Annotated in this window: 43 protein-coding genes and 1 pseudogene; 4 read left to right on the plus strand and 40 right to left on the minus strand. The window is 43.5% G+C overall.

Going from position 1 to position 24,832, the window contains the following annotated elements; all coding sequences use genetic code 11:
* Nucleotides 1-464 precede the first annotated feature (464 nt).
* The gene (locus M1D90_RS21410; RefSeq protein WP_020449884.1) at nt 465-923 is read left to right on the plus strand and encodes a DinB family protein; all 459 of its coding nucleotides are present in this window, start codon (nt 465-467) and stop codon (nt 921-923) included.
* Nucleotides 924-971: 48 nt separating this feature from the next.
* Here the strand turns inward: M1D90_RS21410 and rpsI (M1D90_RS21415) are convergent.
* Together rpsI (M1D90_RS21415) and M1D90_RS21420 are read right to left on the minus strand one after the other, a co-directional pair.
* Nucleotides 972-1,037, minus strand: a pseudogene (rpsI, locus tag M1D90_RS21415) (30S ribosomal protein S9); the annotation flags it as partial.
* An 83-nt stretch (nt 1,038-1,120) separates the two neighbouring features.
* Nucleotides 1,121-1,273: a phage holin family protein gene (locus M1D90_RS21420; RefSeq protein ID WP_223254888.1), complete on the minus strand. Its 153-nt coding sequence runs from the start codon at nt 1,271-1,273 to the stop codon at nt 1,121-1,123.
* A 1,225-nt stretch (nt 1,274-2,498) separates the two neighbouring features.
* Here M1D90_RS21420 and M1D90_RS21425 point away from each other — a divergent pair.
* The 3 genes from M1D90_RS21425 (at nt 2,499) to M1D90_RS21435 (ending at nt 3,858) form a co-directional block, all read left to right on the plus strand.
* Nucleotides 2,499-3,122 carry a glycosyl hydrolase lipoprotein gene (locus M1D90_RS21425; RefSeq protein ID WP_020449883.1) on the plus strand — a complete coding sequence of 208 codons (624 nt, stop codon included), beginning with the start codon at nt 2,499-2,501 and terminating at the stop codon, nt 3,120-3,122.
* Nucleotides 3,123-3,182: 60 nt separating this feature from the next.
* Complete coding sequence (locus tag M1D90_RS21430; protein WP_250635916.1) at nt 3,183-3,545, plus strand: site-specific integrase; 363 nt, start codon at nt 3,183-3,185, stop codon at nt 3,543-3,545.
* A 100-nt stretch (nt 3,546-3,645) separates the two neighbouring features.
* Nucleotides 3,646-3,858 carry a tyrosine-type recombinase/integrase gene (locus M1D90_RS21435; protein WP_025810425.1) on the plus strand — a complete coding sequence of 71 codons (213 nt, stop codon included), beginning with the start codon at nt 3,646-3,648 and terminating at the stop codon, nt 3,856-3,858.
* Nucleotides 3,859-3,959: 101 nt separating this feature from the next.
* Here M1D90_RS21435 and rpsI (M1D90_RS21440) read toward each other — a convergent pair whose 3' ends face one another.
* The 38 genes from rpsI (M1D90_RS21440) to tuf all read right to left on the minus strand — a co-directional run bounded on the left by rpsI (M1D90_RS21440) (nt 3,960) and on the right by tuf (nt 24,783).
* Entirely contained in the window at nt 3,960-4,352 is a 393-nt protein-coding gene (gene rpsI / locus M1D90_RS21440; protein ID WP_023855904.1) for a 30S ribosomal protein S9, read from the minus strand.
* 20 nt (nt 4,353-4,372) lie between these two features.
* Entirely contained in the window at nt 4,373-4,810 is a 438-nt protein-coding gene (gene rplM, locus M1D90_RS21445) for a 50S ribosomal protein L13 (RefSeq protein WP_003178393.1), read from the minus strand.
* Nucleotides 4,811-4,971: 161 nt separating this feature from the next.
* Nucleotides 4,972-5,715, minus strand: coding sequence for a tRNA pseudouridine(38-40) synthase TruA (gene truA, locus M1D90_RS21450; RefSeq protein ID WP_025810423.1), 744 nt, complete (start codon nt 5,713-5,715; stop codon nt 4,972-4,974).
* A 10-nt stretch (nt 5,716-5,725) separates the two neighbouring features.
* Nucleotides 5,726-6,523 carry an energy-coupling factor transporter transmembrane component T family protein gene (locus M1D90_RS21455; protein ID WP_023855906.1) on the minus strand — a complete coding sequence of 266 codons (798 nt, stop codon included), beginning with the start codon at nt 6,521-6,523 and terminating at the stop codon, nt 5,726-5,728.
* Nucleotides 6,520-7,389, minus strand: a complete 870-nt coding sequence (locus M1D90_RS21460; RefSeq protein WP_020449878.1) for an energy-coupling factor ABC transporter ATP-binding protein — start codon at nt 7,387-7,389, stop codon at nt 6,520-6,522. Before M1D90_RS21460 ends, M1D90_RS21455 begins: the two co-directional genes overlap by 4 nt.
* The gene (locus M1D90_RS21465) at nt 7,365-8,210 is read right to left on the minus strand and encodes an energy-coupling factor ABC transporter ATP-binding protein (protein ID WP_025810420.1); all 846 of its coding nucleotides are present in this window, start codon (nt 8,208-8,210) and stop codon (nt 7,365-7,367) included. Before M1D90_RS21465 ends, M1D90_RS21460 begins: the two co-directional genes overlap by 25 nt.
* A gap of 141 nt (nt 8,211-8,351) precedes the next feature.
* Nucleotides 8,352-8,714, minus strand: coding sequence for a 50S ribosomal protein L17 (rplQ, locus tag M1D90_RS21470; protein ID WP_020449876.1), 363 nt, complete (start codon nt 8,712-8,714; stop codon nt 8,352-8,354).
* Nucleotides 8,715-8,791: 77 nt separating this feature from the next.
* A complete protein-coding gene (locus M1D90_RS21475; protein WP_020449875.1) occupies nt 8,792-9,736 on the minus strand; it encodes a DNA-directed RNA polymerase subunit alpha in 945 nt (314 codons plus the stop codon).
* Between the two features lie 174 nt (nt 9,737-9,910).
* Entirely contained in the window at nt 9,911-10,306 is a 396-nt protein-coding gene (gene rpsK, locus M1D90_RS21480; RefSeq protein WP_020449874.1) for a 30S ribosomal protein S11, read from the minus strand.
* Nucleotides 10,307-10,326: 20 nt separating this feature from the next.
* Nucleotides 10,327-10,692: a 30S ribosomal protein S13 gene (rpsM, locus tag M1D90_RS21485; protein ID WP_003178378.1), complete on the minus strand. Its 366-nt coding sequence runs from the start codon at nt 10,690-10,692 to the stop codon at nt 10,327-10,329.
* Between the two features lie 22 nt (nt 10,693-10,714).
* The gene (gene rpmJ / locus M1D90_RS21490) at nt 10,715-10,828 is read right to left on the minus strand and encodes a 50S ribosomal protein L36 (protein WP_003156543.1); all 114 of its coding nucleotides are present in this window, start codon (nt 10,826-10,828) and stop codon (nt 10,715-10,717) included.
* A 33-nt stretch (nt 10,829-10,861) separates the two neighbouring features.
* The gene (gene infA / locus M1D90_RS21495) at nt 10,862-11,080 is read right to left on the minus strand and encodes a translation initiation factor IF-1 (RefSeq protein ID WP_003178377.1); all 219 of its coding nucleotides are present in this window, start codon (nt 11,078-11,080) and stop codon (nt 10,862-10,864) included.
* Nucleotides 11,058-11,387 (minus strand): KOW domain-containing RNA-binding protein, encoded by a 330-nt coding sequence (locus M1D90_RS21500; RefSeq protein ID WP_023855908.1) that lies wholly within the window; start codon nt 11,385-11,387, stop codon nt 11,058-11,060. Before M1D90_RS21500 ends, infA begins: the two co-directional genes overlap by 23 nt.
* 10 nt (nt 11,388-11,397) lie before the next feature.
* A complete protein-coding gene (gene map, locus M1D90_RS21505) occupies nt 11,398-12,144 on the minus strand; it encodes a type I methionyl aminopeptidase (protein WP_023855909.1) in 747 nt (248 codons plus the stop codon).
* Nucleotides 12,141-12,794, minus strand: a complete 654-nt coding sequence (locus M1D90_RS21510; RefSeq protein ID WP_020449871.1) for an adenylate kinase — start codon at nt 12,792-12,794, stop codon at nt 12,141-12,143. Before M1D90_RS21510 ends, map begins: the two co-directional genes overlap by 4 nt.
* A gap of 53 nt (nt 12,795-12,847) precedes the next feature.
* Entirely contained in the window at nt 12,848-14,143 is a 1,296-nt protein-coding gene (gene secY / locus M1D90_RS21515) for a preprotein translocase subunit SecY (RefSeq protein ID WP_020449870.1), read from the minus strand.
* Between the two features lies 1 nt (nt 14,144).
* Nucleotides 14,145-14,585 (minus strand): 50S ribosomal protein L15, encoded by a 441-nt coding sequence (gene rplO / locus M1D90_RS21520; RefSeq protein ID WP_020449869.1) that lies wholly within the window; start codon nt 14,583-14,585, stop codon nt 14,145-14,147.
* A 30-nt stretch (nt 14,586-14,615) separates the two neighbouring features.
* The gene (gene rpmD / locus M1D90_RS21525; protein WP_020449868.1) at nt 14,616-14,795 is read right to left on the minus strand and encodes a 50S ribosomal protein L30; all 180 of its coding nucleotides are present in this window, start codon (nt 14,793-14,795) and stop codon (nt 14,616-14,618) included.
* 13 nt (nt 14,796-14,808) lie between these two features.
* Nucleotides 14,809-15,309, minus strand: coding sequence for a 30S ribosomal protein S5 (gene rpsE / locus M1D90_RS21530; RefSeq protein ID WP_023855910.1), 501 nt, complete (start codon nt 15,307-15,309; stop codon nt 14,809-14,811).
* Between the two features lie 24 nt (nt 15,310-15,333).
* On the minus strand, nt 15,334-15,696 hold the full coding sequence (gene rplR / locus M1D90_RS21535) for a 50S ribosomal protein L18 (protein WP_020449866.1): 363 nt from the start codon (nt 15,694-15,696) through the stop codon (nt 15,334-15,336).
* A gap of 31 nt (nt 15,697-15,727) precedes the next feature.
* Nucleotides 15,728-16,264 carry a 50S ribosomal protein L6 gene (gene rplF / locus M1D90_RS21540; RefSeq protein WP_003178356.1) on the minus strand — a complete coding sequence of 179 codons (537 nt, stop codon included), beginning with the start codon at nt 16,262-16,264 and terminating at the stop codon, nt 15,728-15,730.
* Between the two features lie 29 nt (nt 16,265-16,293).
* Nucleotides 16,294-16,692: a 30S ribosomal protein S8 gene (gene rpsH / locus M1D90_RS21545; protein ID WP_003178355.1), complete on the minus strand. Its 399-nt coding sequence runs from the start codon at nt 16,690-16,692 to the stop codon at nt 16,294-16,296.
* A gap of 31 nt (nt 16,693-16,723) precedes the next feature.
* Nucleotides 16,724-16,909 (minus strand): 30S ribosomal protein S14, encoded by a 186-nt coding sequence (gene rpsN, locus M1D90_RS21550; RefSeq protein WP_003178353.1) that lies wholly within the window; start codon nt 16,907-16,909, stop codon nt 16,724-16,726.
* Nucleotides 16,910-16,931: 22 nt separating this feature from the next.
* Nucleotides 16,932-17,471, minus strand: a complete 540-nt coding sequence (gene rplE, locus M1D90_RS21555; protein ID WP_020449865.1) for a 50S ribosomal protein L5 — start codon at nt 17,469-17,471, stop codon at nt 16,932-16,934.
* Between the two features lie 25 nt (nt 17,472-17,496).
* A complete protein-coding gene (gene rplX, locus M1D90_RS21560; protein WP_003178350.1) occupies nt 17,497-17,808 on the minus strand; it encodes a 50S ribosomal protein L24 in 312 nt (103 codons plus the stop codon).
* A gap of 35 nt (nt 17,809-17,843) precedes the next feature.
* Entirely contained in the window at nt 17,844-18,212 is a 369-nt protein-coding gene (gene rplN, locus M1D90_RS21565) for a 50S ribosomal protein L14 (protein WP_020449864.1), read from the minus strand.
* A gap of 40 nt (nt 18,213-18,252) precedes the next feature.
* Nucleotides 18,253-18,516, minus strand: a complete 264-nt coding sequence (gene rpsQ, locus M1D90_RS21570) for a 30S ribosomal protein S17 (RefSeq protein WP_003178345.1) — start codon at nt 18,514-18,516, stop codon at nt 18,253-18,255.
* 24 nt (nt 18,517-18,540) lie between these two features.
* Nucleotides 18,541-18,741, minus strand: a complete 201-nt coding sequence (gene rpmC / locus M1D90_RS21575; RefSeq protein ID WP_003178343.1) for a 50S ribosomal protein L29 — start codon at nt 18,739-18,741, stop codon at nt 18,541-18,543.
* Nucleotides 18,731-19,165: a 50S ribosomal protein L16 gene (gene rplP / locus M1D90_RS21580; RefSeq protein ID WP_020449863.1), complete on the minus strand. Its 435-nt coding sequence runs from the start codon at nt 19,163-19,165 to the stop codon at nt 18,731-18,733. Before rplP ends, rpmC begins: the two co-directional genes overlap by 11 nt.
* 1 nt (nt 19,166) lies before the next feature.
* The gene (rpsC, locus tag M1D90_RS21585) at nt 19,167-19,823 is read right to left on the minus strand and encodes a 30S ribosomal protein S3 (protein ID WP_023855912.1); all 657 of its coding nucleotides are present in this window, start codon (nt 19,821-19,823) and stop codon (nt 19,167-19,169) included.
* Between the two features lie 3 nt (nt 19,824-19,826).
* The gene (rplV, locus tag M1D90_RS21590; RefSeq protein ID WP_020449862.1) at nt 19,827-20,171 is read right to left on the minus strand and encodes a 50S ribosomal protein L22; all 345 of its coding nucleotides are present in this window, start codon (nt 20,169-20,171) and stop codon (nt 19,827-19,829) included.
* A 17-nt stretch (nt 20,172-20,188) separates the two neighbouring features.
* Entirely contained in the window at nt 20,189-20,467 is a 279-nt protein-coding gene (gene rpsS, locus M1D90_RS21595; RefSeq protein WP_003178334.1) for a 30S ribosomal protein S19, read from the minus strand.
* 57 nt (nt 20,468-20,524) lie between these two features.
* Entirely contained in the window at nt 20,525-21,358 is an 834-nt protein-coding gene (rplB, locus tag M1D90_RS21600; protein ID WP_020449861.1) for a 50S ribosomal protein L2, read from the minus strand.
* Between the two features lie 31 nt (nt 21,359-21,389).
* On the minus strand, nt 21,390-21,677 hold the full coding sequence (gene rplW, locus M1D90_RS21605) for a 50S ribosomal protein L23 (RefSeq protein WP_020449860.1): 288 nt from the start codon (nt 21,675-21,677) through the stop codon (nt 21,390-21,392).
* On the minus strand, nt 21,677-22,300 hold the full coding sequence (gene rplD / locus M1D90_RS21610) for a 50S ribosomal protein L4 (protein ID WP_268462510.1): 624 nt from the start codon (nt 22,298-22,300) through the stop codon (nt 21,677-21,679). The genes rplW and rplD overlap by 1 nt, the downstream gene beginning before the upstream one ends.
* Before the next feature lie 27 nt (nt 22,301-22,327).
* Entirely contained in the window at nt 22,328-22,957 is a 630-nt protein-coding gene (gene rplC / locus M1D90_RS21615; RefSeq protein WP_020449858.1) for a 50S ribosomal protein L3, read from the minus strand.
* 38 nt (nt 22,958-22,995) lie between these two features.
* Entirely contained in the window at nt 22,996-23,304 is a 309-nt protein-coding gene (gene rpsJ, locus M1D90_RS21620; RefSeq protein ID WP_003156464.1) for a 30S ribosomal protein S10, read from the minus strand.
* Nucleotides 23,305-23,592: 288 nt separating this feature from the next.
* Nucleotides 23,593-24,783 (minus strand): elongation factor Tu, encoded by a 1,191-nt coding sequence (tuf, locus tag M1D90_RS21625; RefSeq protein ID WP_023855913.1) that lies wholly within the window; start codon nt 24,781-24,783, stop codon nt 23,593-23,595.
* Between the last annotated feature and the right edge of the window lie 49 nt (nt 24,784-24,832).

Below are 24,832 nucleotides of genomic sequence, written 5' to 3' on the forward strand. Positions count from 1 at the left end.
GCTGGACCATTATTTTAAGCCCGTTTTCACACATCATCCGGGGGGCTATACCCTCTCGCTGCCCTCCCTCTCCTCAACAGCCTCAATAAACGTTTACAGCTCCGCTAAGAGGTCAAAGGACCAAGGCACAATCAAAACATTTTCAGAAGGCTGAGAACCGTCTTTTAAAGGCTTTTCTATGTCTGCTTATCTTATACAATCGTCGTGGCCTCCAATCAAATGATTTGAGAGCATGTAACATGCTATATTTACGTTTTTAAAACTGAGGTGCACGGGTACGTTCTTATTCGCATCGCGAGTCAGAAGTAGAGCGCGTTTTAGAATTGAACGGTATTCCGGATCTGCTTCAAGTAAAAATGAAAAATAAACGCCGGAAAATTCAATTGATCAGTTTCCTTTTATGCAGTTTGAAGCCCGATTTTCAGGAGAAGGAAAAGTCCGAACAGATAAAGAGATGTGAGGCAATGAATGGATTGTTTCAATATAATTGGCAGGTTCGCAATGAAGGGTTTGAATGGTGCTTGCATCAGTTACAAGAGGAACTCGAAAAAAGGCATTCAGGCGGTATGGAAAGCATTTTGAAAAACTTGTTTCATATTGTCGATGTTGAGGTGAGCTGGATGTATGCCATTTTAGACAAGCCGGACTTCACTCCCGAGTTTTCCGACTACCCGTCGATTCAGCACATTATCAGGTTTTCTGAAGCGTATCGTCCCGAAGTTGAGAGCGTGGTTTTTCATTTTTCCAGCGCAGCCGAACAAAAGCCTGTCAAAACGTCTTGGTCAGAAGATACCTATACACAAAGTGACATTTTAAAGCATTTGATCGCCCATGAAATTCATCACATCGGACAAATATCCGTCTGGGCGCGGGAGATGAACCGTGTTCCGGTATCCGCTTCATATGTAGGACGGCAGCAATAAAAAAGACCCCCAAGACAAAAGTCTTGAGAGCCTTTGAAACGCCAGAAATTAACGTTTTGAGAACTGAGGTGCACGGCGTGCGCCTTTAAGTCCGTATTTTTTACGTTCTTTCATGTCCCGAAAATCCACCGAAATTCGCCATAACCCCAACGATCACAAAAATAAACACTTTACGAGTAATGCCGATATATCCGACTTTACTTTTCTCCGTTTATTCCGGCAGCCATCAGACCGCTTGCATAATCAATCACAAGTACAGACAAAATAGTAAGCAGCACGCTCCAACCTCCAAAAAGAAATCCGGCAATTTCACCCGCAACAGCAATGACACCTTTATAAAATGTATCCATTGTATGGACTCCTTTATACAAAATAAAAAAGCCGCTTATCTCGCCGCTTCTGCTCTTTTTTCGTGATATTCTTTATTTACTTCGATTTGATTCATTTCTATCACTTCATCTTCCGCCTGTGAATTTCCGATCCGCTCTTCTTGAAGCTCTTTTTTGAGCTTTTCGTTTTCCTGTTCTAAGTTCTGACTGATCTGTCTTTCTCTTTGGAGAAAGGCTTTACAATCAGCTATTCAAGATATGTTTTATCAAGATGGTATTTCATGCTTCCGGTTTCCGCGTCTTTCACGATGAACAATTCATACAAGATCGGGAATTCATCGTCTCTATTTAAACTGATAGAAACGGCGTCAAAATGATGTTTTGTGTCACCGTCGATCAGGAAAATTCGCTTATAATGATCCCCGTATCGGTTTCGGTGATTTCGACCCCGTCCATATATTTGTGATAGGAATAACCTTTATAATCGATAGCCATTTTAAAACCTCACTTTTTTTACGGTACTTCGTAAAACATACAGACTAGCACTCGCATAATCTTATCGCTGCCCCCTGTTAATGTTCCAGTTCCTCGCACATACACTTAAATCCTGTGCTAGACATGGCCTCAACGCCTGCCGTACAAGCATTAGAATAGCCCCCGTATGGTTGGGCGAAAACAGCAAAAATATTTTCAGCTTTTTTGGCGTTTTCATCTTGAAAAAAGTATTGCGTGGAACCGTAGGCGGCAGAATCCGAGCCTAGATGAACATCTACATAATCAGCGGAATCATTCGGTTATACTGTAATCCGCCATATATCTCTGTAAGTTCTTGCTTGCTCGTATTGGCTTGAGGTATCTCTTCCGCCTAACATAGTTTTAGCAGGCAAGTGAACAGTTGATCCTAGCGAAACCCTTTCGCCACTGCTGATCGATATAACTCCTGTTGAATCGATCCAAGTGTGCCCCGTTGTATCCATTTCGAAATGACTGCCGTTTTTTACTATAAATTCCCCTTTTGGATTATCTAATGCAAAAACATTCCTTGCCACCCTTGATGGAGAATTTACACAGGAGATTTAGATGCTGCTCTTGAAATCATGACGGCGCAACTGAAAGAAGGCGGGAAAAAGAAATCTGATTAATCACAGACGTAACTTTTTACAAAATTGGTATTGTTCCGTTGAATTTGCGGGAGTTTTGTCCTATGATAAAAGATGTACCATATAAATGAACTGGGGGGCTTTACTTGAAGAAATTTTTAATTTTATCCCTTGCGCTCTGTTTAGGGATTATTTTAGGGGCGTGCGGTTCTAAAGACACCGCAAAAAAAGATGATACCAAAAAAGAATCATCAGCAAGCGAAAATAAAGACACTGACAACAAAAAAGAAGATGTACAGGAAGACGAAAACCTCAAAGGGAAAAATGTCTATACTAATAAAAAACTAAATATAAACGGAACTACAGGTCCTATTAAATACGAAATCAAAGCTGTACAATTGAAAGAAATGGAGCCAAAAAACGAAGAAACTGCTGATCTGCTCGGTGTCAAAGTAGGTGAGAAAGTGAATGCTGTCACAATTGAACTATCTGGCGAAAACACATCAGAAAAAGATGTTAACTTCTATTTAGGACAAGCCACAATCGTCACAAACACTAAAGAGCAGCTGGAACCTGAAATGTTATTGTCTGAACACATCGAGGGTGAATACTTAGGCAAAGTTAAAAACGAGGGGCATAATGTATATATCTTAAAAAAGTCATCTGTTAAGGATTTGAAATCCATTGAACTGCGTGTTGATGCTCCAACAGATAACAATTTCGAGCCTCTTGGAAAAGACATCAAGCACACAATCGAAGTCAATAATTAAGAAATGCCCTTTTTAGGGCTTTTCTTTAACACCAAAAACAGAACAAACGTTCTTTTCAACTTGTGCAATTTACTAATTGAGCATAGGAGGCGTTCATATTGGTTTTTACCGCAGGAAGAAGAGAAACGGAACTTTTGGGAAAAGGACGAAATCAAAACCTTTCTCGAAAAAGCGCATTCGCAACTTGAACAACAAGATTATGTTATGTTTTATGTTCTTATTTTTACCGGTATGCGTAAAGGGGAACTTCTTGCCTTGGAATGGAGGGACGTTGACTTAAAAGAGAAAACAATAAACATCAAACAAACAATGTTTTTTGAAGACGGTAAAGAAGTCATCCAAACAACAAAAAAATATCATTCTAAGCGAATTATTACGATTGATTATCATACGGCCCAAATACTTACAAAATGGCGTACGTAGCAAAAAGAAATACTCTTATCTAATGGGATCACCTCAGAAGCTAAATACGCGCTTATACGGGGCGATATGCGCCCTCTAAGGCTTTTCCCTCTTAAACCGTATGATCGCTAAAAATAAGCTTCACAGAATCACGATTCACGGTTTTAGACATTCTCACGCATCGATCCTTTTTGAAGCAGGCGCATCCATTAAAGAAGTACAAGCCCGTTTAGGTCACAAAGAAATTCAAACGACTATGAACATCTATACACATGTCACGAAAACCGCAAAAGAAAAAACGGCCGAAACATTTAAAAAGTACATGGAATTATGAGAAATTCATTTAAACGTGGTCAAAATGTGGTCAAAAATCATTTTAAAGCAAAAAACAAGCCCTCTTCCGAGTAACCGGATGAGGGCTTGAACGTTGGTATATTAACGTTTTGAGAACTGAGGTGCACGGCGTGCGCCTTTAAGTCCGTATTTTTTACGTTCTTTCATACGTGCGTCACGAGTCAGTAGACCGGCACGTTTTAGAGTTGAACGGTATTCCGGATCTGCTTCAAGCAAAGCGCGGGCGATACCGTGACGGATTGCTCCGGATTGACCGGATAAGCCGCCTCCATGAACGTTTACTAAAACGTCATAAGTACCAGCTGTTTCAGTCAAATTTAATGGTTGTTTGATATCTTCGATTAGAGCTGCAGATGGGATGTGCTCGCTGATTTCACGATTATTCACGATGATACGGCCTTCTCCTGGAACTAAACGCACACGCGCTACAGAGCTTTTACGACGGCCAGTACCGTAATATTGAACCTGTGCCAAATTGGTAACCTCCTTTTTAATTAACCGCGAAGTTCGTAAACTTCAGGTTTTTGTGCTTGGTGTGGATGCTCAGAACCACGGTATACGTTCAATTTTTTGAACATTTGACGACCTAGAGAACCTTTTGGAAGCATGCCTTTGATCGCAAGTTCAAGCATTTTCTCAGGGTAGTTTGTACGCATTTCAAGAGCAGTTCTTGATTTTAAACCGCCTGGATGTTGAGTGTGACGGTAGTAGATTTTGTCCGTTAACTTTTTACCAGTTAACTCGATTTTTTCAGCGTTGATGATGATCACATGATCTCCAGTGTCAACGTGTGGTGTGTAAGTTGGTTTATGTTTTCCGCGAAGGATAGATGCAACTTCTGTAGAAAGACGTCCTAGCGTCTTGCCAGCAGCATCAACAACTAACCACTTGCGTTCAATATTACTTGCGTTAGCCATAGGTGTTGTACGCATTAAATTTCCCTCCTAAATAAATCTGCCATTTTCAATAAACTTCAATTACGTTCTATTTCAAAACACAATAAGTTTCCGGGGCTTATCGTGGGGTTGAAATACATACCATATGATATCTTATAACTTTCTGTACTCTCTGTCAAGAAAATGTTACACCTGGTTTAGTTGTCATAGATAACACGCCATAAATACAAGCCGTGCGCCGGTGCAGTGCGCCCTGCGGCATCGCGGCTTCTGGCAAGAATCATCTTTTCAATGTCTCCAGGGGAAAATTTTCCGGTTCCTACATCAAGAAGCGTGCCGGCAATGATTCTAACCATGTTATACAAAAATCCGCTGCCCACAATCCTCATCTGCAGTCCGTCCCCTGTGTCAGACCATTCGAGTTCATAGACCGTTCTAACTTTGTCCTTCACTTCGGTTTTGGTTGCACAAAAGCTTGTGAAATCATGGGTTCCAACCAGAAAGCGGGAGGCTTCTTGGACTTTTTCCATATCAAGGTCATACGGAACATGGTATGCATAGTGGCGTTTAAAAACGTCCGGATGTCTGCCCCTGTAAATCATATACCGGTATTCTTTTCTTTTTGCAGAAAACCTCGCATGAAATTGATCATCGACAGCTTCCGCATTGTGGACCGATATATCATCAGGCAGCAGGGCATTCAAAGCATACGGCCATTTCGCCTCAGGGATGGATAGCGGACTGTCAAAATGAATCGTCTGTCCGACCGCGTGAACGCCGCTGTCGGTGCGCCCGGATGAAACGACAGGAATACGCTCCTTCGCTTTATGGAGCGTTTGCAGCGCTTTTTCAAGCTCATCCTGCACCGTTCTTTGACCAGGCTGCACTTGGTAGCCGTAAAAAAGGTGTCCGTCATATGAAATCGTACACTTCATTCTCATCGTCTATCACCTAAGTCCGCAATAAAATTAGCAATACGCCAAGACCAGCTAAAATGAGGAGCACGGAAGTATCCTTCCATTTCCACGTCAGCTGCCTGTATTTTGTACGGCCTTCCCCTCCCCTGTATCCTCGCGCCTCCATCGCAGTTGCAAGCTCTTCGGCTCTTTTAAAGGCACTGACAAACAGCGGAACAAGAAGAGGAACGATCGCTTTGACACGTTCTTTGACCGGGCCGTTCGTAAAATCAACGCCTCTTGCCATTTGCGCTTTCATGATCTTATCCGTCTCTTCGAGCAGAGTCGGTATAAATCTGAGGGAGATGGACATCATGAGAGCGAGTTCATGAACGGGAAGCTTTAATTTTTTAAACGGACCGAGCAAATGCTCCAAACCATCGGTCACTTCGATTGGAGTCGTCGTCAATGTTAAAATCGTTGTGATCATGATGAGGTAAACAAAGCGCAGCGAAATAAAAATCCCTTGAACAAGCCCCTGCTCATAAATTTTAAACAAGCCGAGATCGGCGAGAAGCGGCCCTTCCCTTGTCATAAAAATATGAAGCAGAAACGTAAACAGCACAATCCAGAACACGGGCTTCATCCCTTTTAAAAGGAATCGCACCGGAACGCCCGACAAAGCTGCGGCTGCGACCGTAAACAGGCCGAGCAGTGCATATGTTTCCGTATTATTCGCGAAAAAAACGATAAAGACAAAAAGGAAAATGGTTAACAGCTTTGTACGCGGATCAAGCCGGTGAATGATCGATGTCCCGGGTACATATTTGCCGATAATGATATTGTCCATCATAGGGCATTTTCCTCCTGAAAAAGAGCTTTAATTTCGGAGGCTGCTTCTTCAATCGTCAAGATCGGCGCTTTGAACGTAATGCCCAGCGTTTCTTCAAGACGTTTTTGGAATTTAATCGTTTCCGGCAAATCAAGCCCAAAGGCAGCGATATCGTCTTTCCTTGAAAAAAGCTCCCGCGGCGTCCCTTTTGCTTTGACCGTGCCTTTATGCATCACAATCAGTTCATCTGCATACGCCGCCGCATCTTCCATACTGTGGGTGACGAGAATCGTCGTCAGATTCCTCTGCTTATGGAGGCTGTAGAACATGTCCATGATCTCTTTGCGGCCTCTTGGGTCAAGCCCTGCCGTCGGTTCATCGAGGACGAGAACCTCCGGCTCCATCGCCAGCACTCCCGCAATGGCCACGCGGCGCATTTGCCCGCCGCTTAGTTCAAACGGGGACCTGTCGGACAGCTCCTCATCCAAACCTACAAGCTTCAGCATTTCCCTCGCCTTTTCTTCCGCCTTCTCCCGGCTCATGCCGAAATTGATCGGGCCGAATGAAATGTCCTTTAAAATTGTTTCTTCAAACAGCTGATGTTCAGGAAACTGAAAGACAATCCCGACCTTTTTCCGCAAAGCTTTTAAGTGTTTATTCTTTTTGCCTGCTTCGAGAACGTCCCCGCCGAGGCGTATCTGTCCTTTTGTCGGTTTTAAAAGCCCGTTCAGGTGCTGAAGCAACGTCGATTTTCCCGATCCTGTATGGCCGATCACTGCGACATAGCTTCCTTCTTTAATCACGGCGTTGACATCATAGATCGCAAGGCGTTCAAAAGGCGTTTTCATCTGGTATCGGTGCTCTACATCTTTGATTTCAATGTCCATAGCTCATTCACCAATCCTTCTTGTGTCAGATGATCGCCTTTCAAAGCCAGACCGCTTTCCTTCAGCATTTGGCTGAGCTGAAAAGAAAAAGGCAAATCAAGCCCGATTTTTATCAGGTCTTGATTCAGACGAAAGACTTCCTGCGGTGTGCCTTCGGCAAATTTTCTTCCGCCGTTCATGACGATGATCCGGTCGGCCTTAGCAGCTTCGTTTAAGTCATGTGTAATCGAAATGACCGTAACCATTCCCTGGTCTTTCAGCCTTCTGACCGTATCCAGCACTTCTTCCCGTCCCATCGGGTCGAGCATGGAAGTCGCCTCGTCGAGAATCATGATGTCAGGACGGGCGGCAAGCACTCCCGCAATCGCAACACGCTGCTTTTGCCCTCCAGAGAGATGGTGCGGCTCTTGATCGAGAAATTCTTGCATGTTCACCTGTTGAACGGCCCAATCCACCCTTTCCACCATGTCTTCTCTTGGAACTCCGTTGTTTTCTAAACCAAAAGCCACATCATCGCGAACGGTTGTCCCGACAAATTGGTTATCCGGATTTTGAAACACCATGCCGATTTTTTTTCGGACATCCCAGACCGTCTCTTCCGTCAGCTGAATACCGCCGACTTCAATCGATCCTTCGTCAGGCAGGATCAGTCCGTTTAAAGCACGGGCGAGCGTCGACTTCCCTGAGCCGTTGTGACCTACGATCGCAAGCCATTCTCCTTTCGACACTTGGAAAGATACATGATCAAGCGCAGGCCTGTCCGCATCTTTCTGGTAGCGAAACGTGATATCCTCTGCAGCTATTAATCGATCTTGATTCATTTGCCCGTCCGGCCTCCTCTCCTCTAAAGCTCTGCTTTTCTGACTATTCTTTTATCATAGAAAATTCCCCGGTATCTAAAAAAAGGGCATAGATCCAGTTAAAAACTGTCCCGCCCTTCTTTAGACACACAAAATATGTGATTAAACCAATTCGATGATAGCCATTGGTGCTCCGTCACCACGGCGAGGACCAAGCTTCATAATACGTGTGTATCCGCCTTGGCGCTCTTCATAACGAGGTGCTACATCAGAGAAAAGTTTTTGGAGTGCATCTTGGTCTTTCTCTGCATCTGCAACCTCATTGCGGATGTATGCAGCTGCTTGGCGGCGTGCGTGTAAATCTCCGCGCTTGCCAAGTGTAATCATTTTTTCTACAACAGAGCGAAGTTCTTTCGCGCGAGCTTCTGTTGTTTCGATTCTCTCGTTGATGATCAAGTCTGTTGTAAGATCACGCAGCATTGCTTTACGCTGTGCACTAGTGCGTCCTAGTTTTCTGTATGACATGTGGTGTCCCCTCCTTTATTGAAATACTCGATCTGAAATAAAAAACACACGAAAATCCTAGTTCACATGGAAACTAGTCAATCGTCTTTGCGAAGGCCAAGTCCAAGTTCTTCAAGTTTCGCTTTTACTTCTTCAAGCGACTTGCGACCCAGGTTGCGAACTTTCATCATATCTTCTTCAGTTTTGTTCGCAAGTTCTTGAACTGTATTGATTCCCGCACGCTTCAAGCAGTTGTAAGAACGGACTGAAAGATCGAGCTCTTCAATAGTCATTTCAAGAACTTTTTCTTTTTGGTCCTCTTCTTTTTCAACCATGATTTCAGCATGCTGAGCTTCGTCGGTCAAACCGACAAAAATATTAAGGTGTTCAGTCAAAATCTTTGAACCAAGCGCAATTGCTTCTTTTGGTCCAGTGCTTCCATCTGTCCATACGTCAAGCGTAAGTTTGTCATAGTTTGTAATCTGACCCACACGAGTATTCTCAACTTGATATGTTACACGAGAAACAGGTGTAAAGATGGAATCAATCGGGATGACCCCAATTGGCTGATCGTCTCTCTTATTCGAGTCAGCTGGTGTATACCCGCGACCTCTTTGAGCGGTTAAGCGAACTCGAAAACTCGCATTTTGGCCAAGAGTCGCAATGTGAAGATCAGGATTCAAAATCTCAACATCACTGTCGTGGGTAATATCAGCAGCTGTTACAACTCCTTCACCCTGTACATCAATCTCAAGCGTCTTCTCTTCTTCAGAGTAGATTTTCAGTGCAAGTTTTTTAATGTTTAAGATAATCGTTGTAACATCTTCAACGACGCCTTCGATCGTCGAGAATTCATGCAGTACACCATCTATTTGGATCGATGTTACAGCGGCACCAGGGAGTGAGGATAAAAGGATACGACGTAAGGAGTTACCCAAAGTTGTACCATATCCACGCTCAAGTGGCTCTACGACAAATTTACCATACTTGGCATCGTCGCTGATTTCAACCGTTTCGATTTTTGGTTTTTCAATCTCGATCATTTCATAAAACCCTCCTTCAAAACGTCGAAACCCCGGAAAGAATTTCTCTGATTCTATCCGAAATTCCCCATTGTTTAGTCCCGTATGTGCTCAGGCAACGAGTGTGCATTCGTTTTATAAATTAACTGTATCATAACCCATTATTGACAGGGACACAAAATCTATACAAACAAATTACACGCGGCGACGTTTTGGCGGACGGCATCCGTTATGAGGAACAGGCGTTACGTCTCTGATTGCTGTAACTTCCAGTCCAGCAGCTTGAAGTGCACGAATTGCAGCTTCACGGCCAGAACCAGGTCCTTTTACAGTAACTTCAAGAGTTTTAAGTCCATGTTCGATAGAACCTTTAGCAGCTGTTTCAGCGGCCATTTGCGCAGCAAACGGAGTGGATTTTTTAGAACCTTTAAATCCAAGAGATCCGGCGCTTGACCAAGAAAGAGCATTACCATGAACATCTGTGATAGTAACAATCGTGTTGTTGAAAGTTGAACGGATATGAGCAATTCCAGATTCAATATTCTTTTTCACGCGGCGTTTACGCGTGTTTGTTTTACGAGCAGCAGCCATTGTTTAATTACCTCCCTTGCTTATTTTTTCTTGTTAGCTACAGTACGACGCGGACCTTTACGAGTACGCGCGTTATTTTTAGTATTTTGACCGCGAACAGGCAATCCGCGACGATGACGAATTCCGCGGTAGCTTCCGATTTCGATCAGACGTTTGATGTTAAGAGACACTTCACGGCGAAGGTCACCTTCAACTTTCAATTTGTCAATCACGTCACGGATTTTACCAAGTTCTTCTTCAGTCAAATCACGAACGCGAGTATCTTCAGAAACTCCAGCTTCTTTTAAGATTTGCTGAGCCGTTGTACGACCGATTCCAAAGATGTATGTTAATGAAATAACAACACGTTTATCACGTGGGATATCTACACCAGCAATACGAGCCATCTCTCTCGCACCTCCTTAAAAATTATCCTTGTTTTTGTTTATGCTTTGGATTTTCACAGATCACCATTACTTTTCCTTTTCTGCGAATGACCTTACATTTTTCACAGATCGGTTTAACTGATGGTCTCACTTTCATGTGTTTCCAACCTCCTTCAATTTCCGGAGTGCTTTATTTGTAACGGTACGTAATTCTACCACGAGTTAAGTCATATGGAGATAATTCTACCGTAACTTTGTCTCCAGGTAAAATGCGAATGAAGTGCATGCGGATTTTACCAGATACGTGAGCCAAAACCGTATGACCATTCTCAAGTTCAACTTTGAACATTGCGTTTGGCAGCGTTTCGACTACAGTACCTTCCACTTCAATTACATCGTCTTTCGCCATTCAAGTGTTCTCCCTTCTTCAAATCAGTAACTTGCTCTCTGACAAATTTCAAAAGAGAAAATCTCAATTTTCCGTTTGTCACACGCCCTGTTTCGTTTATACTGTTCTGAACTTCCGGAGATACGCAATCATAAAAGGTTAAATGATTGATATTCTTTTTCTTAGGAGAATGAAATTTACGCTTTTCTCCGTCTGCTACCAGCACATGATGATGATCGACTATATCAATAACAACTGCGTATTGGTTCATTTCGCGGCCTCTTGCTATGCGTACGAACTGTCCAATTTCAGGTGTTTTCCGATACATCTCATTTCACCTAGGCTTTTGTCAGTATCTCAAAACCGGCTTCCGTTATGGCAATCGTGTGTTCAAAGTGAGCACACTTCTTCCCGTCCACAGTTACAACCGTCCAGTTGTCAGCCAATGTTTTGACATAGCGTGTGCCTGCATTAACCATCGGCTCAATGGCCAGGACCATGCCAGGCTTTAAACGCGGGCCTTTGTTCGGCGGACCGTAGTGAGGAATTTGCGGATCCTCATGAAGATCCTGCCCTACCCCGTGTCCTACATATTCCCTGACGACTGAAAATTGTTCGCTTTCGACATACGTTTGAATTGCGTGGGAAATATTCGACAAACGTTCTCCCGGTTTTGCTTCCTTCAAGCCTCTATATAAAGACTCCTCTGTCACATCCAGCAGCTTTTGATCATCATCGCTAATCGTACCCACTGGATAAGTCCATGCAGAGTCACCATGATAACCGTTCAGCTTCGCACCGATATCGATGCTGATGATGTCTCCGTCGCGAAGGACCCGTTTTCCCGGAATACCGTGCACGAGTTCTTCGTTGACCGAAACGCAAATGCTCCCGCGAAAACCATTATACCCTTTAAAAGACGGGATTGCACCTTGCTTTGTAATAAAACGTTCGGCAATTTGATCCAGTTCTTTTGTCGAGATGCCGGGTTTAATGTGCTTTTTCAGCTCCTGATGAGTTAAAGCGACAATTCTTCCGGCTTCCCGCATGATTTCGATTTCTCGGGGAGTTTTACAAATAATCATTTGTCCAGGCCTCCGAGAAGCTCCTTTATATCAGCGTAAACTTCATTGATGTGCTTCTGCCCGTCAATGTTTACGAGATATCCTTTATCCGCATAGAAATCGAGTAAAGGCTGGGTTTGCTTCATGTTGACCTCTAACCGTGTAGATACAGTAGCTTCATTATCGTCTTCACGCTGATAAAGCTCTCCTCCACACTTGTCGCATACATTTTCTTTCGCAGGCGGATTAAAGACTAAATGATAAGTTGCACCGCAGTTTCTGCAGATTCTGCGTCCTGTCAGACGTTCCATCAATGCATCTTTATCGACTTGAATGTTGATGACATGGTCAATCGACTTGCCAAGTCCTTTAAGAATTTCCTCAAGTGCTTCAGCTTGAGCGACTGTTCTCGGAAATCCGTCCAGAAGAAAACCTCCGTCACAATCATTCTTGCCAAGTCTCTCCCTGACAATACCAATTGTCACTTCATCCGGAACAAGCTCACCTTTATCAATGTATGATTTGGCTTCGAGTCCCAGATCCGTTTCTTCTTTCATCGCAGCGCGGAACATGTCTCCTGTTGAGATATGAGGTATCCCAAAATCTTCAACAATCCGTTCAGCCTGTGTCCCTTTACCGGCCCCAGGCAGTCCCATTAAGACTAAGTTCATTTCGGATTCCCCGTCCTCTCTATTTTAGAGGGAATGGGCGCGCCCCATTTCCTCTAGTGCTTCATAAATCCACGATAGTTTCGTTTTACCAGCTGGCTTTCAAGCTGCTTCATTGTTTCAAGTGCAACCCCGATGACAATCAGCAAACTTGTTCCACCAATTTGTGCAGATGAAGGCAGCCCAGCAATATTAACGAACAAGACAGGAAGAATGGCAATCACGGCCAAGAATATGGAGCCTACAAATGTAAGTCGATACAAAATGCTCGTAATTCTATCTTGAGTCATTTTTCCTGGACGAACTCCCGGAATATAGCCACCTTGTTTTTTAAGATTATCGGCCATTTGCTCAGGGTTTACCTGCACAAATGCATAGAAATAGGTAAAGGCGATGATCAACGCCGCATAAACTCCCATTCCGACCGGATGCGTGTAATCAAACGTTTTTTGAATCCAATTCGTGACGTCATTGGTACCAAAAAATGTTGCCACGGTCCGCGGAGTGGTGATAAATGCTACTGCAAAGATAACCGGAATAACTCCCGCCGGGTTAACCTTCAGCGGCAAGTGTGTAGACTGGCCGCCAGGAACCGGTGAACGGCCTGAACCTTTCGCATATTGAATTGAGATTTTTCTAACTGCCTGTTGGATGAAAATAACGCCAACGACAATCGCCAAAATCGCAACCAATATAACGACAACCTTTATGATTTGCAAGAATAACTGATCTCCAGCATCTACAAACTGCTGAGCGTAGATCTGATTAATCGTCTGCGGAATGCCGGCAACGATACCGGCGAAGATGATAATGGATATTCCGTTACCAACTCCATGAGACGTAATTTGTTCTCCCAGCCACATTAAAAAAGCAGTTCCAGCAGTTAGTACAACCGCAATAAGCAAATAAGTACCGACTCCAGGGTTTGTAATCAACGCGCCGCCGGCCATGTTGTTAAACCCGTAAGACATACCTAAAGCCTGGATAAATCCAAGAACGATTGTGAAGTACCTTGTGAACTGTGCTAGTTTTCGGCGACCAACTTCTCCTTGCTTAGACCATTCGGTAAACTTCGGCACAACATCCATCTGCAGGAGCTGAATGATGATTGAAGCTGTGATGTAAGGCATGATTCCCATCGCAAGAATGGAGAAGTTGAACAATGCACCGCCGCCAAATGTGTTTAGAATCCCAAATACGCTCATTTGATCCTGTGCCTTTAAAACTTCTGTGTTTACATGCGGCACAGGAATGAACGAACCGAGACGAAAGACGATAAGCATTAAAAGAGTGAAGATAATCTTATTCCGAATATCCTTCACACGCATAAAATTGGAGATTGTCTTAAACAAGTTAGATCACCTCAGCTGTACCGCCAGCAGCCTCAATTGCTTGTTTAGCAGAAGCGGAGAATTTATTGGCTTTAACAGTTAATTTCTTTTCTAATTGACCGTCGCCAAGAATTTTCACTCCAGATTTCAACTTGCTGATTACACCTGTTTCTAAAAGAAGTTCAGGAGTAACTTCCGTCCCTTCTGCAAAGCTGTTGAGTTTGTCTAGGTTGACTACAGCGAAATCCTTGCGGTTGATGTTTGTGAAACCGCGTTTAGGAAGACGTTGGAACAAAGGCATTTGTCCACCCTCGAATCCAGGACGTACACCGCCGCCAGAACGAGCGTTTTGACCTTTATGACCTTTACCTGCTGTTTTACCGTTACCAGAACCAATACCACGACCTACGCGGTTGCGCGTTTTACGTGAACCTTCTGCGGGCTTTAATTCATGAAGTTTCATTTGGACACCTCCTTAGCCTATCGTTTATTTTTAAAGTTCTTTAACAGAAACTAAATGAGATACTTTGTTAACCATACCGCGGATTGCAGCGTTGTCTTCATGAACGACAGTTTGGTTTGTTTTCTTTAAACCGAGCGTTCTTACAGTAATACGCTGATCTTCCGGGCGTCCGATTACACTGCGTTTGAGGGTAATTTCTAATTTAGCCATTAATGTTCCCTCCTTATCCTAACAGTTCTTCTACAGATTTTCCACGAAGCTTCGCAACGTCCTCAGCGCGTTTCAGCTCGCTTAAACCTTGGACTGTTGCACGGATCATGTTGATCGGTGTGTTAGAACCTAAAGACTTAGAAAGGATATCAGCTACACCTGCAAGCTCAAGTACCGCACGTACTGGGCCTCCAGCGATAACTCCCGTACCTTCAGAAGCAGGTTTTAACAAGATGTTTCCTGCACCGAAACGTCCGATGATTTCGTGTGGAATTGTAGTTCCAACCATTGGTACTTCGATCAAATTCTTTTTCGCATCTTCAACAGCTTTGCGGATCGCTTCTGGTACTTCTTGTGCTTTACCAGTACCGAATCCTACGTGTCCGTTTTTGTCACCGACAACGACTAGAGCTGCGAAGCGGAAACGACGACCACCTTTAACAACTTTCGCTACGCGGTTAACGGTAACTAAGCGTTCTTCTAACTCTAATTTGCTTGGGTCAATACGACGCATATTCATATGTCCCTCCTTCTTTTATTAAAATTCTAATCCAGCTTCGCGTGCAGCATCAGCCAATGCTTTTACACGTCCATGATAAAGGTAACCGCCACGGTCGAACACGACATTTGTGATACCTTTTTCAGAAGCGCGTTTTGCAACAAGCTCGCCAACTTTTGCAGCCGCAGACGTATCGCTGCCATTTTCAGCGTTAAAGTCTTTATCAAGAGTTGATGCACTCACAAGTGTAACACCGTTCACGTCATCGATCACTTGTGCGTAAATATGTTTGTTTGAACGGAAAACATTTAGACGAGGTCTCTCAGGGGTTCCTGAAAGCTTCGCGCGAACACGACCGTGTCTTTTAAGACGTGCAGCATTCTTGCTTGTTTTCGTAATCATCTGGGTCACTCCTTTCTCACATTAAGCGGTTTTACTTAGCAGATTTACCTTCTTTACGACGAACCATTTCTCCTTCATAGCGGATCCCTTTGCCTTTGTAAGGTTCTGGAGAACGTACAGCGCGAATGTTTGCAGCAGTAGCTCCAACACGCTCTTTATCTGTACCTTTTACAACCACTTTTGTTTGAGATGGAACTTCGATTTCAATTCCGTTTTCAGGAACGATTTCTACAGGGTGAGAGTATCCAACGTTCAAAACAAGTTTGTTTCCGGATTTAGAAGCACGGTAACCGACACCGACTAATTCCAAACCTCTTTCAAAACCTTTAGATACACCTTCAACCATGTTTCCGATGATGCTGCGAGTTGTGCCATGCAGCGCACGGTGTTCTTTATTATCTGAAGGACGCTCTACAGTAAGTACATTGTCCTCAATTTTAATCTTCATATCAGGATGAAACGTACGAGTTAATTCTCCTTTTGGTCCTTTCACGGTTACAGTGTTGTCGTTCAGAGTAACTGTAACGCCTGAAGGAATCTCAAGTAGCTTCTTACCTACACGAGACATACCAAACACCTCCATTCATGTTAAACTTCTTACCAAACGTATGCTAATACTTCTCCGCCAGCCTGTTTAGCGCGGGCTTCTTTATCTGTTAACACACCTTGTGATGTAGAAAGAATTGCGATTCCAAGTCCGTTCAGTACGCGAGGCACTTCGTTTGACTTAGCGTAAACGCGCAGACCTGGTTTGCTGATTCTCTTAAGGCCAGTGATGACACGCTCGTTGTTTTGTCCGTATTTCAAGAAAACACGGATGATACCTTGCTTGTTATCTTCAATGAATTCTACGTCACGGATGAAACCTTCTCTTTTCAAGATTTCAGCGATTTCTCTTTTCAACTTCGAAGCAGGAATTTCGAGCTTCTCATGACGTACCATGTTTGCATTACGAATTCGAGTCAGCATATCTGCAATCGGATCTGTCATAACCATTATTTAATAACCTCCTTCCCATAAACGGGGATTACCAGCTGGCTTTTTTAACGCCAGGAATTTGTCCTTTATATGCAAGTTCACGGAAACAAATACGGCAAAGTTTAAATTTACGAATAACAGAGTGCGGACGGCCGCAGCGTTCGCAGCGAGTGTACTCTTGTACTTTAAACTTCGGTGTGCGTTTTTGTTTCGCAATCATTGACTTTTTAGCCACGATTTCGCCTCCCTTTCATTGATTATTTCTGGAATGGCATACCTAATTGAGTTAACAGTTCACGAGCTTCTTCATCAGTGTTGGCAGTCGTTACGATAACGATGTCCATACCGCGAACTTTAGTTACCTTATCATAGTCAATTTCAGGGAAGATCAGCTGTTCTTTGATTCCTAGTGTGTAGTTTCCGCGACCGTCAAAAGATTTTTTTGAAATTCCGCGGAAGTCACGAACACGTGGTAAAGAAACAGAAATTAGTTTATCAAGGAAATCGTACATGCGCTCTCCGCGAAGAGTTACTTTCGCACCGATTGGCATTCCTTCACGAAGACGGAATCCAGCAATAGATTTCTTCGCACGAGTAACGACAGGTTTCTGACCAGCGATAAACGTTAGTTCTTCAACAGCGCTATCGATAGCTTTAGCGTTTTGAACAGCGTCACCAACACCCATGTTGATTACGATTTTTTCAATTTTAGGCACTTGCATCACAGATTTGTATTCGAACTTTTTCATTAATGCAGGTGTAATGTCTTTATTGTACTTTTCTTTAAGGCGGTTCATGAGATAGACCTCCCTTCCTTTATTACTAGTTATCTAGAACTTGCCCAGATTTTTTTGCAATACGAACTTTTTTGCCATTTTCCACTTTGTATCCTACGCGAGTCACTTCACCTGTTTTAGGATCGAGCGGCATTACGTTTGACACATGAATTGGCGCCTCTTGATTTAAAATTCCGCCTTGAGGGTTAGCTTGAGTCGGCTTTGAGTGCTTCTTCACCATGTTGACACCCTCAACGATTACGCGGTCTTTTTTAGGGAAAGCTGCAAGGATCACACCTTGTTTCCCTTTGTCTTTACCAGAGATAACCATTACTTTATCGCCTTTTTTAACATGCATCCTGATCGCACCTCCTTAGTCCGGCATTGATATCATTAAAGTACTTCTGGAGCTAGAGAAACAATTTTCATGAAGTTGTTATCACGAAGTTCACGTGCTACAGGTCCGAAGATACGAGTTCCGCGCGGGCTTTTGTCGTCACGGATGATAACACATGCATTCTCATCGAATTTGATGTAAGATCCGTCATTTCTGCGCGCGCCGCTCTTAGAACGTACGATTACAGCTCTTACGACCTCACCTTTTTTGACAACGCCTCCTGGTGTTGCTTGTTTAACCGTGCAAACAATGACATCACCAATGTTAGCTGTTTTGCGTCCAGAACCACCAAGCACCTTGATTGTTAATACTTCACGGGCACCAGAGTTATCAGCTACTTTTAAACGAGTCTCTTGTTGAATCATTATTTGTTACCTCCCTTCGGAAAAAGGTTTCCGAACTTTATTAGATAATAACAGCTTCTTCGACAACTTCAACTAGACGAAAACGTTTAGTCGCAGATAATGGACGAGTTTCCATGATCTTTACGATGTCTCCGATTTTAGCTTGGTTATTTTCATCATGTGCTTTGAATTTTTTAGAGTACTTTACGCGTTTACCGTAGAGTGAATGTTTTTTGTAAGTTTCTACAACAACAGTAATGGTTTTATCCATTTTGTCAGAAACAACACGTCCTTGGTAGACTTTGCGCTGATTGCGTTCGCTCATGTTTTAGAGAACCTCCCTCCGGAATTATTTGTTGGCAGCAATTTCTCTTTCCCGAATCACAGTTTTCATGCGCGCGATTGACTTGCGCACTTCACGAATGCGAGCAGTGTTTTCAAGTTGTCCTGTCGCTAATTGAAAGCGAAGATTGAAAAGTTCTTCTTTAAGAGACTTTACTTTTTGTTCAATTTCAGCAGTGGTAAGGTCACGAATTTCATTAGCTTTCATTTGATTCACCACCAATTTCTTCACGTTTTACGAACTTCGTTTTAATTGGCAATTTGTGAGATGCAAGACGAAGAGCTTCACGAGCGACTTCCTCAGACACACCAGAAATTTCAAATAAAACTTTGCCCGGTTTTACAACAGCTACCCATCCTTCAGGAGCACCTTTACCGGAACCCATCCGAACCTCTAGAGGCTTAGCTGTATAAGGCTTAGAAGGGAAAATTTTGATCCAAACTTTACCGCCACGTTTCATGTAACGAGTCATTGCGATACGCGCAGCTTCGATTTGACGGTTTGTAATCCAAGAAGCTTCTTGAGCCTGGATGCCGTATTCACCGAAATGCACTTCAGAGCCGCCTTTTGCACGGCCGCGCATTTTTCCGCGATGCTCTCTGCGATATTTAACGCGTTTTGGCATTAACATATTATTTTCCTCCTTCCTCAGTTTTCTTCTTAGTAGGAAGAACCTCTCCACGATAGATCCAGACTTTTACACCAAGCTTGCCGTAAGTTGTGTCAGCTTCAGATGTAGCATAGTCGATGTCTGCACGAAGTGTGTGCAATGGAACAGTTCCTTCACTGTAGTATTCAGAACGAGCGATGTCAGCGCCGCCAAGACGACCGGAAACCATTGTTTTAACTCCTTGTGCACCAGCGCGCATTGTGCGTTGGATTTGTTGCTTTTGCGCACGACGGAAAGAGATACGGTTTTCCAATTGACGAGCAATGTTATCAGCAACTAGCTGAGCATCAAGATCAGCTCTTTTGATTTCAAGAATGTTAATGTGTACACGCTTGCCAGTAAGGCTGTTAAGGGCTTTGCGAAGCGCTTCTACTTCAGAACCGCCTTTACCGATAACCATACCAGGCTTAGCTGTGTGGATCGTAATATTTACACGGTTTGCCGCACGCTCGATTTCCACTTTAGAAACAGAAGCGTCAGACAGGCGTTGATTAATAAATTCACGGATTTTCAGATCTTCGTGAAGGAAGTCAGCGTAATCTTTGCCAGCGTACCACTTAGATTCCCAATCACGTATAACACCAATACGAAGACCGACTGGATTTACCTTTTGACCCACGAGTTATCCCTCCTTCTTTTCTGATACAACGATAGTAATGTGGCTCGTACGTTTGTTGATTTGGCTTGCACGTCCCATAGCGCGCGGACGGAATCTTTTCAACGTAGGGCCTTCGTTCACGTAAGCTTGAGTAACAACCAGGTTGTTTGCATCCATTTCGTAGTTGTGCTCAGCGTTAGCGATAGCAGATTTTAAAACTTTTTCAATAATCGGGGAAGCAGCTTTTGGCGTAAGGTTTAAGATCGATACTGCTTCACCTACTTGCTTGCCTCGAATCAGGTCCATTACTAGACGTGCCTTACGAGGAGCAATACGGACTGTTCTTGCGACAGCTTTAGCTTGTTGCATTTAAAAGCCTCCTCTCATTAGCGTCTTGTTTTTTTGTCATCACTAGCATGACCTTTGTAAGTGCGTGTCGGTGCGAATTCACCCAACTTGTGACCTACCATATCTTCAGAGATGTAAACAGGCACATGTTTGCGTCCATCATAGACTGCGATTGTGTGACCGATAAATTGCGGGAAAATAGTAGAACGGCGAGACCAAGTTTTCACAACTTGTTTCTTATCCGCTTCATTTAATTTCTCGATTTTTGTCATTAGATGATCATCGACAAATGGTCCTTTTTTTAAGCTGCGAGCCATTTTGGAACCTCCCTTCGTGATTGCACTACGGTCCGATATGAACCGTAGACAACCCCGTTATTTATTTTTACGACGACGTACGATGAATTTATCTGATTTGTTCTTTTTCTTACGAGTTTTGAATCCAAGAGTTGGTTTACCCCATGGAGACATAGGTGATTTACGTCCGATCGGAGCGCGTCCTTCACCACCACCGTGCGGGTGATCGTTAGGGTTCATAACAGAACCGCGAACTGTAGGACGGATGCCTTTCCAGCGTGAACGTCCTGCTTTACCGATGTTGATCAGTTCGTGCTGTTCGTTACCTACTTGACCGATAGAAGCGCGGCAAGCAGAAAGAATCATGCGAACTTCACCGGAGTTCAGACGTACAAGAACGTATTTTCCTTCTTTACCAAGAACTTGAGCAGATGTACCAGCTGAACGTACAAGCTGTCCGCCTTTTCCAGGTTTCAATTCAATGTTGTGCACGACTGTACCAACAGGGATGTTGATCAGTGGAAGTGCGTTACCTACTTTAATGTCAGCTTCTGGTCCTGACATGATTTCAGTTCCTACTTGAAGGCCCTTAGGAGCCAGGATGTAGCGTTTTTCTCCGTCTACATAGTTAATTAGAGCAATGTTAGCTGAACGGTTTGGATCGTACTCAACTGTAGCAACGCGTCCAGGTATACCATCTTTATCGCGTTTGAAGTCGATAATACGGTATTGGCGTTTATGTCCGCCGCCTTGATGACGTACAGTTAATTTACCTTGGTTGTTGCGTCCGCCTTTTTTGTGAAGCGGGGCAAGCAAGGATTTTTCCGGCTGATCTGTCGTGATTTCCGCGAAATCAGACGTAGTCATGCCGCGACGTCCGTTAGAGGTCGGTTTGTACTTTTTAATCGCCATTTTGAATTTCCCTCCTTCTTTTTACAAGTGATTAAGCTTCAAAAATTTCGATTTCTTTGCTGTCTTCAGTAAGCTTAACAATCGCTTTTCTGCGTTTGTTTGTCATACCAGAGTAGCGGCCGACACGTTTGAATTTCCCTTTGTAGTTCATGATGTTGACTTTTTCAACTTTCACTCCAAAGATTTGCTCAACAGCGTCTTTCACTTCTGTTTTGTTAGCTCTTACGTCTACTTCAAACGTATATTTTTTCTCAGTCATTAAATCAGCAGAACGTTCAGTAATGACGGGGCGCTTTAGAACATCACGAGGATCTTTCATTATGCAAGCACCTCCTCTACTTTTTCAACCGCTGCTTTCGTGATCACAAGCTTCTCATGACCGACAACATCGAGGACGTTGATTCCGTTAGCTTCAACAACAGTAACTCCTGGAAGGTTACGAGCAGATAGTTCAACTGTCTCGTTTGTATCCGCAGTTACGATTAAAGCTTTCTTCTCGATAGACAGACCTTTAAGGATAGCTGCCATTTCTTTTGTTTTAACCGCATCAAGATTAAGATCTTCAAGAACGATCAAGTTGTTGTCATTCACTTTAGAAGACAATGCTGATTTGATAGCCAAGCGGCGAACTTTTTTCGGTAATTTATATGCATAGCTGCGTGGTGTAGGACCGAATACGATACCACCTCCGCGCCATTGCGGTGAACGGATAGATCCCTGACGAGCACGGCCGGTACCTTTTTGACGCCAAGGTTTGCGACCTCCGCCACGTACTTCCGAACGATTTTTTACTTTATGAGTTCCTTGACGTAAGGAAGCTCTTTGCATAAGAATAGCGTCGAATACTACGCTCTCATTTGGCTCGATTCCAAATACAGAGTCGTTTAATTCGATATCACCAGCAGTAGAACCGTTTTGGTTATATAAAGCTACTTTTGGCATGATCAATTTCCTCCTTTCCTAAGAGAATTATTTAGATTTAACAGCGCTTTTAACAGCGACTAATGATTTTTTCGCACCAGGAACGTTACCTTTAACTAAAAGAAGGTTGCGCTCTGCATCCACTTTTACGATTTCAAGGTTTTGAACAGTGATTTGCTCTCCGCCCATACGTCCAGGCAACAGCTTTCCTTTGAATACACGGTTAGGGTCTACCGGTCCCATTGAACCAGGACGGCGATGGTAGCGTGAACCGTGAGACATAGGTCCGCGAGATTGTCCGTGGCGTTTGATAGCGCCTTGGAAACCTTTACCTTTCGATGTTCCTGTTACATCTACGACTTCTCCGTTAGAGAAAATATCAACTTTGACTTCCTGACCAACTTCATACGCATCCATATCCACTCCGCGTAATTCTTTAACGAAGCGCTTAGGAGCAGTTTCCGCTTTTGCAACGTGTCCTTTTTCTGGTTTGTTGGCAAGCTTCTCACGCTTGTCGTCAAAACCGATCTGAATCGCTTCATAGCCGTCGTTTTCAGAAGTTTTCTTCTGAAGTACAACGTTAGGAGCAGCTTCGATAACAGTTACCGGAATAAGATCACCGTTTTCTGCGAAAACTTGCGTCATACCAATTTTTCTTCCTAAGATTCCTTTGGTCATTCGTCACACCTCCTATAAAAATCATTCTATATTTTAGATTAAAGTTTAATTTCGATATCGACACCAGATGGTAAATCTAATCGCATTAGAGCATCGACAGTTTGTGGTGTTGGGTTCACAATGTCGATCAAACGTTTATGTGTACGCATTTCGAATTGCTCACGAGAATCTTTGTATTTGTGCACCGCACGAAGGATTGTGTAAACTGATTTCTCAGTTGGCAACGGAATCGGACCAGAAACGCTGGCTCCGGAACGTTTAGCCGTTTCAACAATCTTCTCAGCAGATTGATCAAGGATTCTATGATCATACGCTTTTAAACGAATACGAATTTTTTGTTTTGCCATTATTTTCCCTCCTTTTCGCCTACTTACATTAGACAATTCTCCGTGAGAAAAACCTGAATCACCTTGCCATGGCAAAGCGGCCGGGTGTGTCAGCAACCTCTCACTTCATCGCAGTCAAAGACCAACATGCACTATTATACAAAATTTATAGGCATGATGCAAGGTAATATTGAATATTACCGGCTTTTGCACACTTTTTTTATTATACAGATTCCAGCAAGGATAATCAAGGACTTCAGGACAAATAAAAAACGAGACCCGGTCGGATCTCGTTTTATTTTATAAGTATTATTCAGTGATAGAAGATACTACGCCAGAACCAACTGTACGTCCGCCTTCACGGATAGAGAAGCGAGTTCCGTCTTCGATCGCGATTGTTGAAATCAATTCAACAGTCATTTCGATGTTGTCTCCAGGCATAACCATTTCTACGCCTTCTGGAAGCTGAATGATGCCCGTTACGTCAGTTGTACGGAAGTAGAACTGAGGACGGTAGTTAGAGAAGAATGGAGTGTGACGTCCACCCTCTTCTTTAGAAAGAACGTAAACTTCAGCTTTGAACTTTTTATGTGGAGTGATTGTACCTGGTTTAGCAAGTACTTGACCACGTTGGATATCTTCACGAGATACACCGCGAAGAAGTGCACCGATGTTGTCTCCAGCTTCTGCATAGTCAAGAAGCTTACGGAACATTTCAACACCTGTAACAGTTGTTTTGCTGTTTTCTTCTTGAAGACCGATGATTTCAACTTCGTCACCGACTTTAACTTGTCCGCGCTCTACGCGTCCAGTAGCAACTGTTCCACGACCTGTGATTGAGAATACGTCCTCAACAGGCATCATGAATGGCTTTTCAGTATCGCGCTCTGGAGTTGGGATGTATTCGTCAACTGCATCCATCAGTTCGAAGATTTTAGCTTCGTATTCAGCGTCACCTTCAAGAGCTTTAAGTGCAGAACCTTTGATAACTGGTACATCGTCACCAGGGAACTCATACTCAGAAAGAAGATCGCGAACTTCCATTTCAACTAGCTCAAGAAGCTCTTCGTCGTCTACCATGTCGCATTTGTTCAAGAATACTACGATGTAAGGCACACCTACGTTACGAGAAAGAAGGATGTGCTCACGAGTTTGTGGCATTGGACCGTCAGCAGCAGATACAACAAGGATCGCTCCGTCCATTTGCGCAGCACCAGTGATCATGTTTTTAACATAGTCAGCGTGTCCTGGGCAGTCAACGTGTGCATAGTGACGAGTTTCTGTTTCGTACTCAACGTGTGCAGTAGAGATTGTGATACCGCGCTCACGCTCTTCTGGAGCACCGTCGATTTGGTCGTATGCCATAGCAGTACCTTTACCAGATTTCTTATGAAGCACAGTTGTGATAGCAGCTGTTAATGTAGTTTTACCATGGTCAACGTGTCCAATTGTACCAATGTTGGCATGTGATTTGGAACGGTCGAATTTTTCTTTAGCCATTCTGAAAATCCTCCTTAAAAAGGTTAGTTTTTGTTATATAGAGTGATAG

It is taken from the genome of Bacillus sp. JZ34 (genome assembly GCF_053903205.1).

Bases quoted from the DNA above. Each gene is read 5' to 3' on its own strand.
- truA (WP_025810423.1), bottom strand. From the start codon at position 5,715: ATGAGAATGAAGTGTACGATTTCATATGACGGACACCTTTTTTACGGC.
- rplP (WP_020449863.1), bottom strand. From the start codon at position 19,165: ATGTTAATGCCAAAACGCGTTAAATATCGCAGAGAGCATCGCGGAAAA.
- map (WP_023855909.1), bottom strand. From the start codon at position 12,144: ATGATTATTTGTAAAACTCCCCGAGAAATCGAAATCATGCGGGAAGCC.
- rplC (WP_020449858.1), bottom strand. From the start codon at position 22,957: ATGACCAAAGGAATCTTAGGAAGAAAAATTGGTATGACGCAAGTTTTC.
- rpsS (WP_003178334.1), bottom strand. From the start codon at position 20,467: ATGGCTCGCAGCTTAAAAAAAGGACCATTTGTCGATGATCATCTAATG.
- infA (WP_003178377.1), bottom strand. From the start codon at position 11,080: ATGGCGAAAGACGATGTAATTGAAGTGGAAGGTACTGTAGTCGAAACG.
- rplB (WP_020449861.1), bottom strand. From the start codon at position 21,358: ATGGCGATTAAAAAGTACAAACCGACCTCTAACGGACGTCGCGGCATG.
- rpmC (WP_003178343.1), bottom strand. From the start codon at position 18,741: ATGAAAGCTAATGAAATTCGTGACCTTACCACTGCTGAAATTGAACAA.
- M1D90_RS21455 (WP_023855906.1), bottom strand. From the start codon at position 6,523: ATGATGGACAATATCATTATCGGCAAATATGTACCCGGGACATCGATC.
- rpsK (WP_020449874.1), bottom strand. From the start codon at position 10,306: ATGGCTGCTGCTCGTAAAACAAACACGCGTAAACGCCGCGTGAAAAAG.
- rpmJ (WP_003156543.1), bottom strand. From the start codon at position 10,828: ATGAAAGTGAGACCATCAGTTAAACCGATCTGTGAAAAATGTAAGGTC.
- rpmD (WP_020449868.1), bottom strand. From the start codon at position 14,795: ATGGCTAAATTAGAAATTACCCTCAAACGCAGTGTAATCGGACGCCCG.
- M1D90_RS21410 (WP_020449884.1), top strand. From the start codon at position 465: ATGAATGGATTGTTTCAATATAATTGGCAGGTTCGCAATGAAGGGTTT.
- rpsQ (WP_003178345.1), bottom strand. From the start codon at position 18,516: ATGAGCGAACGCAATCAGCGCAAAGTCTACCAAGGACGTGTTGTTTCT.
- M1D90_RS21510 (WP_020449871.1), bottom strand. From the start codon at position 12,794: ATGAACTTAGTCTTAATGGGACTGCCTGGGGCCGGTAAAGGGACACAG.
- rplN (WP_020449864.1), bottom strand. From the start codon at position 18,212: ATGATTCAACAAGAGACTCGTTTAAAAGTAGCTGATAACTCTGGTGCC.
- rplE (WP_020449865.1), bottom strand. From the start codon at position 17,471: ATGAACCGCCTTAAAGAAAAGTACAATAAAGACATTACACCTGCATTA.
- rplQ (WP_020449876.1), bottom strand. From the start codon at position 8,714: ATGTCATACAGAAAACTAGGACGCACTAGTGCACAGCGTAAAGCAATG.
- rplX (WP_003178350.1), bottom strand. From the start codon at position 17,808: ATGCATGTTAAAAAAGGCGATAAAGTAATGGTTATCTCTGGTAAAGAC.
- rplR (WP_020449866.1), bottom strand. From the start codon at position 15,696: ATGATTACGAAAACAAGCAAGAATGCTGCACGTCTTAAAAGACACGGT.
- rpsH (WP_003178355.1), bottom strand. From the start codon at position 16,692: ATGGTTATGACAGATCCGATTGCAGATATGCTGACTCGAATTCGTAAT.
- M1D90_RS21460 (WP_020449878.1), bottom strand. From the start codon at position 7,389: ATGGACATTGAAATCAAAGATGTAGAGCACCGATACCAGATGAAAACG.
- rplW (WP_020449860.1), bottom strand. From the start codon at position 21,677: ATGAAAGATCCTCGTGATGTTCTAAAGCGCCCCGTCATTACTGAACGT.
- rpsJ (WP_003156464.1), bottom strand. From the start codon at position 23,304: ATGGCAAAACAAAAAATTCGTATTCGTTTAAAAGCGTATGATCATAGA.
- rplV (WP_020449862.1), bottom strand. From the start codon at position 20,171: ATGCAACAAGCTAAAGCTGTCGCAAGAACAGTCCGTATTGCTCCTCGT.
- rplM (WP_003178393.1), bottom strand. From the start codon at position 4,810: ATGCGTACAACACCTATGGCTAACGCAAGTAATATTGAACGCAAGTGG.
- rpsE (WP_023855910.1), bottom strand. From the start codon at position 15,309: ATGCGTCGTATTGACCCAAGCAAATTAGAGTTAGAAGAACGCTTAGTT.
- M1D90_RS21435 (WP_025810425.1), top strand. From the start codon at position 3,646: ATGATCGCTAAAAATAAGCTTCACAGAATCACGATTCACGGTTTTAGA.
- rplF (WP_003178356.1), bottom strand. From the start codon at position 16,264: ATGTCTCGTGTAGGTAAGAAGCTACTTGAGATTCCTTCAGGCGTTACA.
- tuf (WP_023855913.1), bottom strand. From the start codon at position 24,783: ATGGCTAAAGAAAAATTCGACCGTTCCAAATCACATGCCAACATTGGT.
- rplD (WP_268462510.1), bottom strand. From the start codon at position 22,300: ATGCCAAAAGTAGCTTTATATAACCAAAACGGTTCTACTGCTGGTGAT.
- M1D90_RS21420 (WP_223254888.1), bottom strand. From the start codon at position 1,273: ATGGATACATTTTATAAAGGTGTCATTGCTGTTGCGGGTGAAATTGCC.
- rplO (WP_020449869.1), bottom strand. From the start codon at position 14,585: ATGAAACTTCATGAATTAAAGCCCGCAGAAGGTTCACGTAAAACGCGC.
- rpsM (WP_003178378.1), bottom strand. From the start codon at position 10,692: ATGGCTCGTATTGCTGGTGTAGATATCCCACGTGATAAACGTGTTGTT.
- M1D90_RS21475 (WP_020449875.1), bottom strand. From the start codon at position 9,736: ATGATCGAGATTGAAAAACCAAAAATCGAAACGGTTGAAATCAGCGAC.
- M1D90_RS21500 (WP_023855908.1), bottom strand. From the start codon at position 11,387: ATGTATCGGAAAACACCTGAAATTGGACAGTTCGTACGCATAGCAAGA.
- M1D90_RS21465 (WP_025810420.1), bottom strand. From the start codon at position 8,210: ATGAATCAAGATCGATTAATAGCTGCAGAGGATATCACGTTTCGCTAC.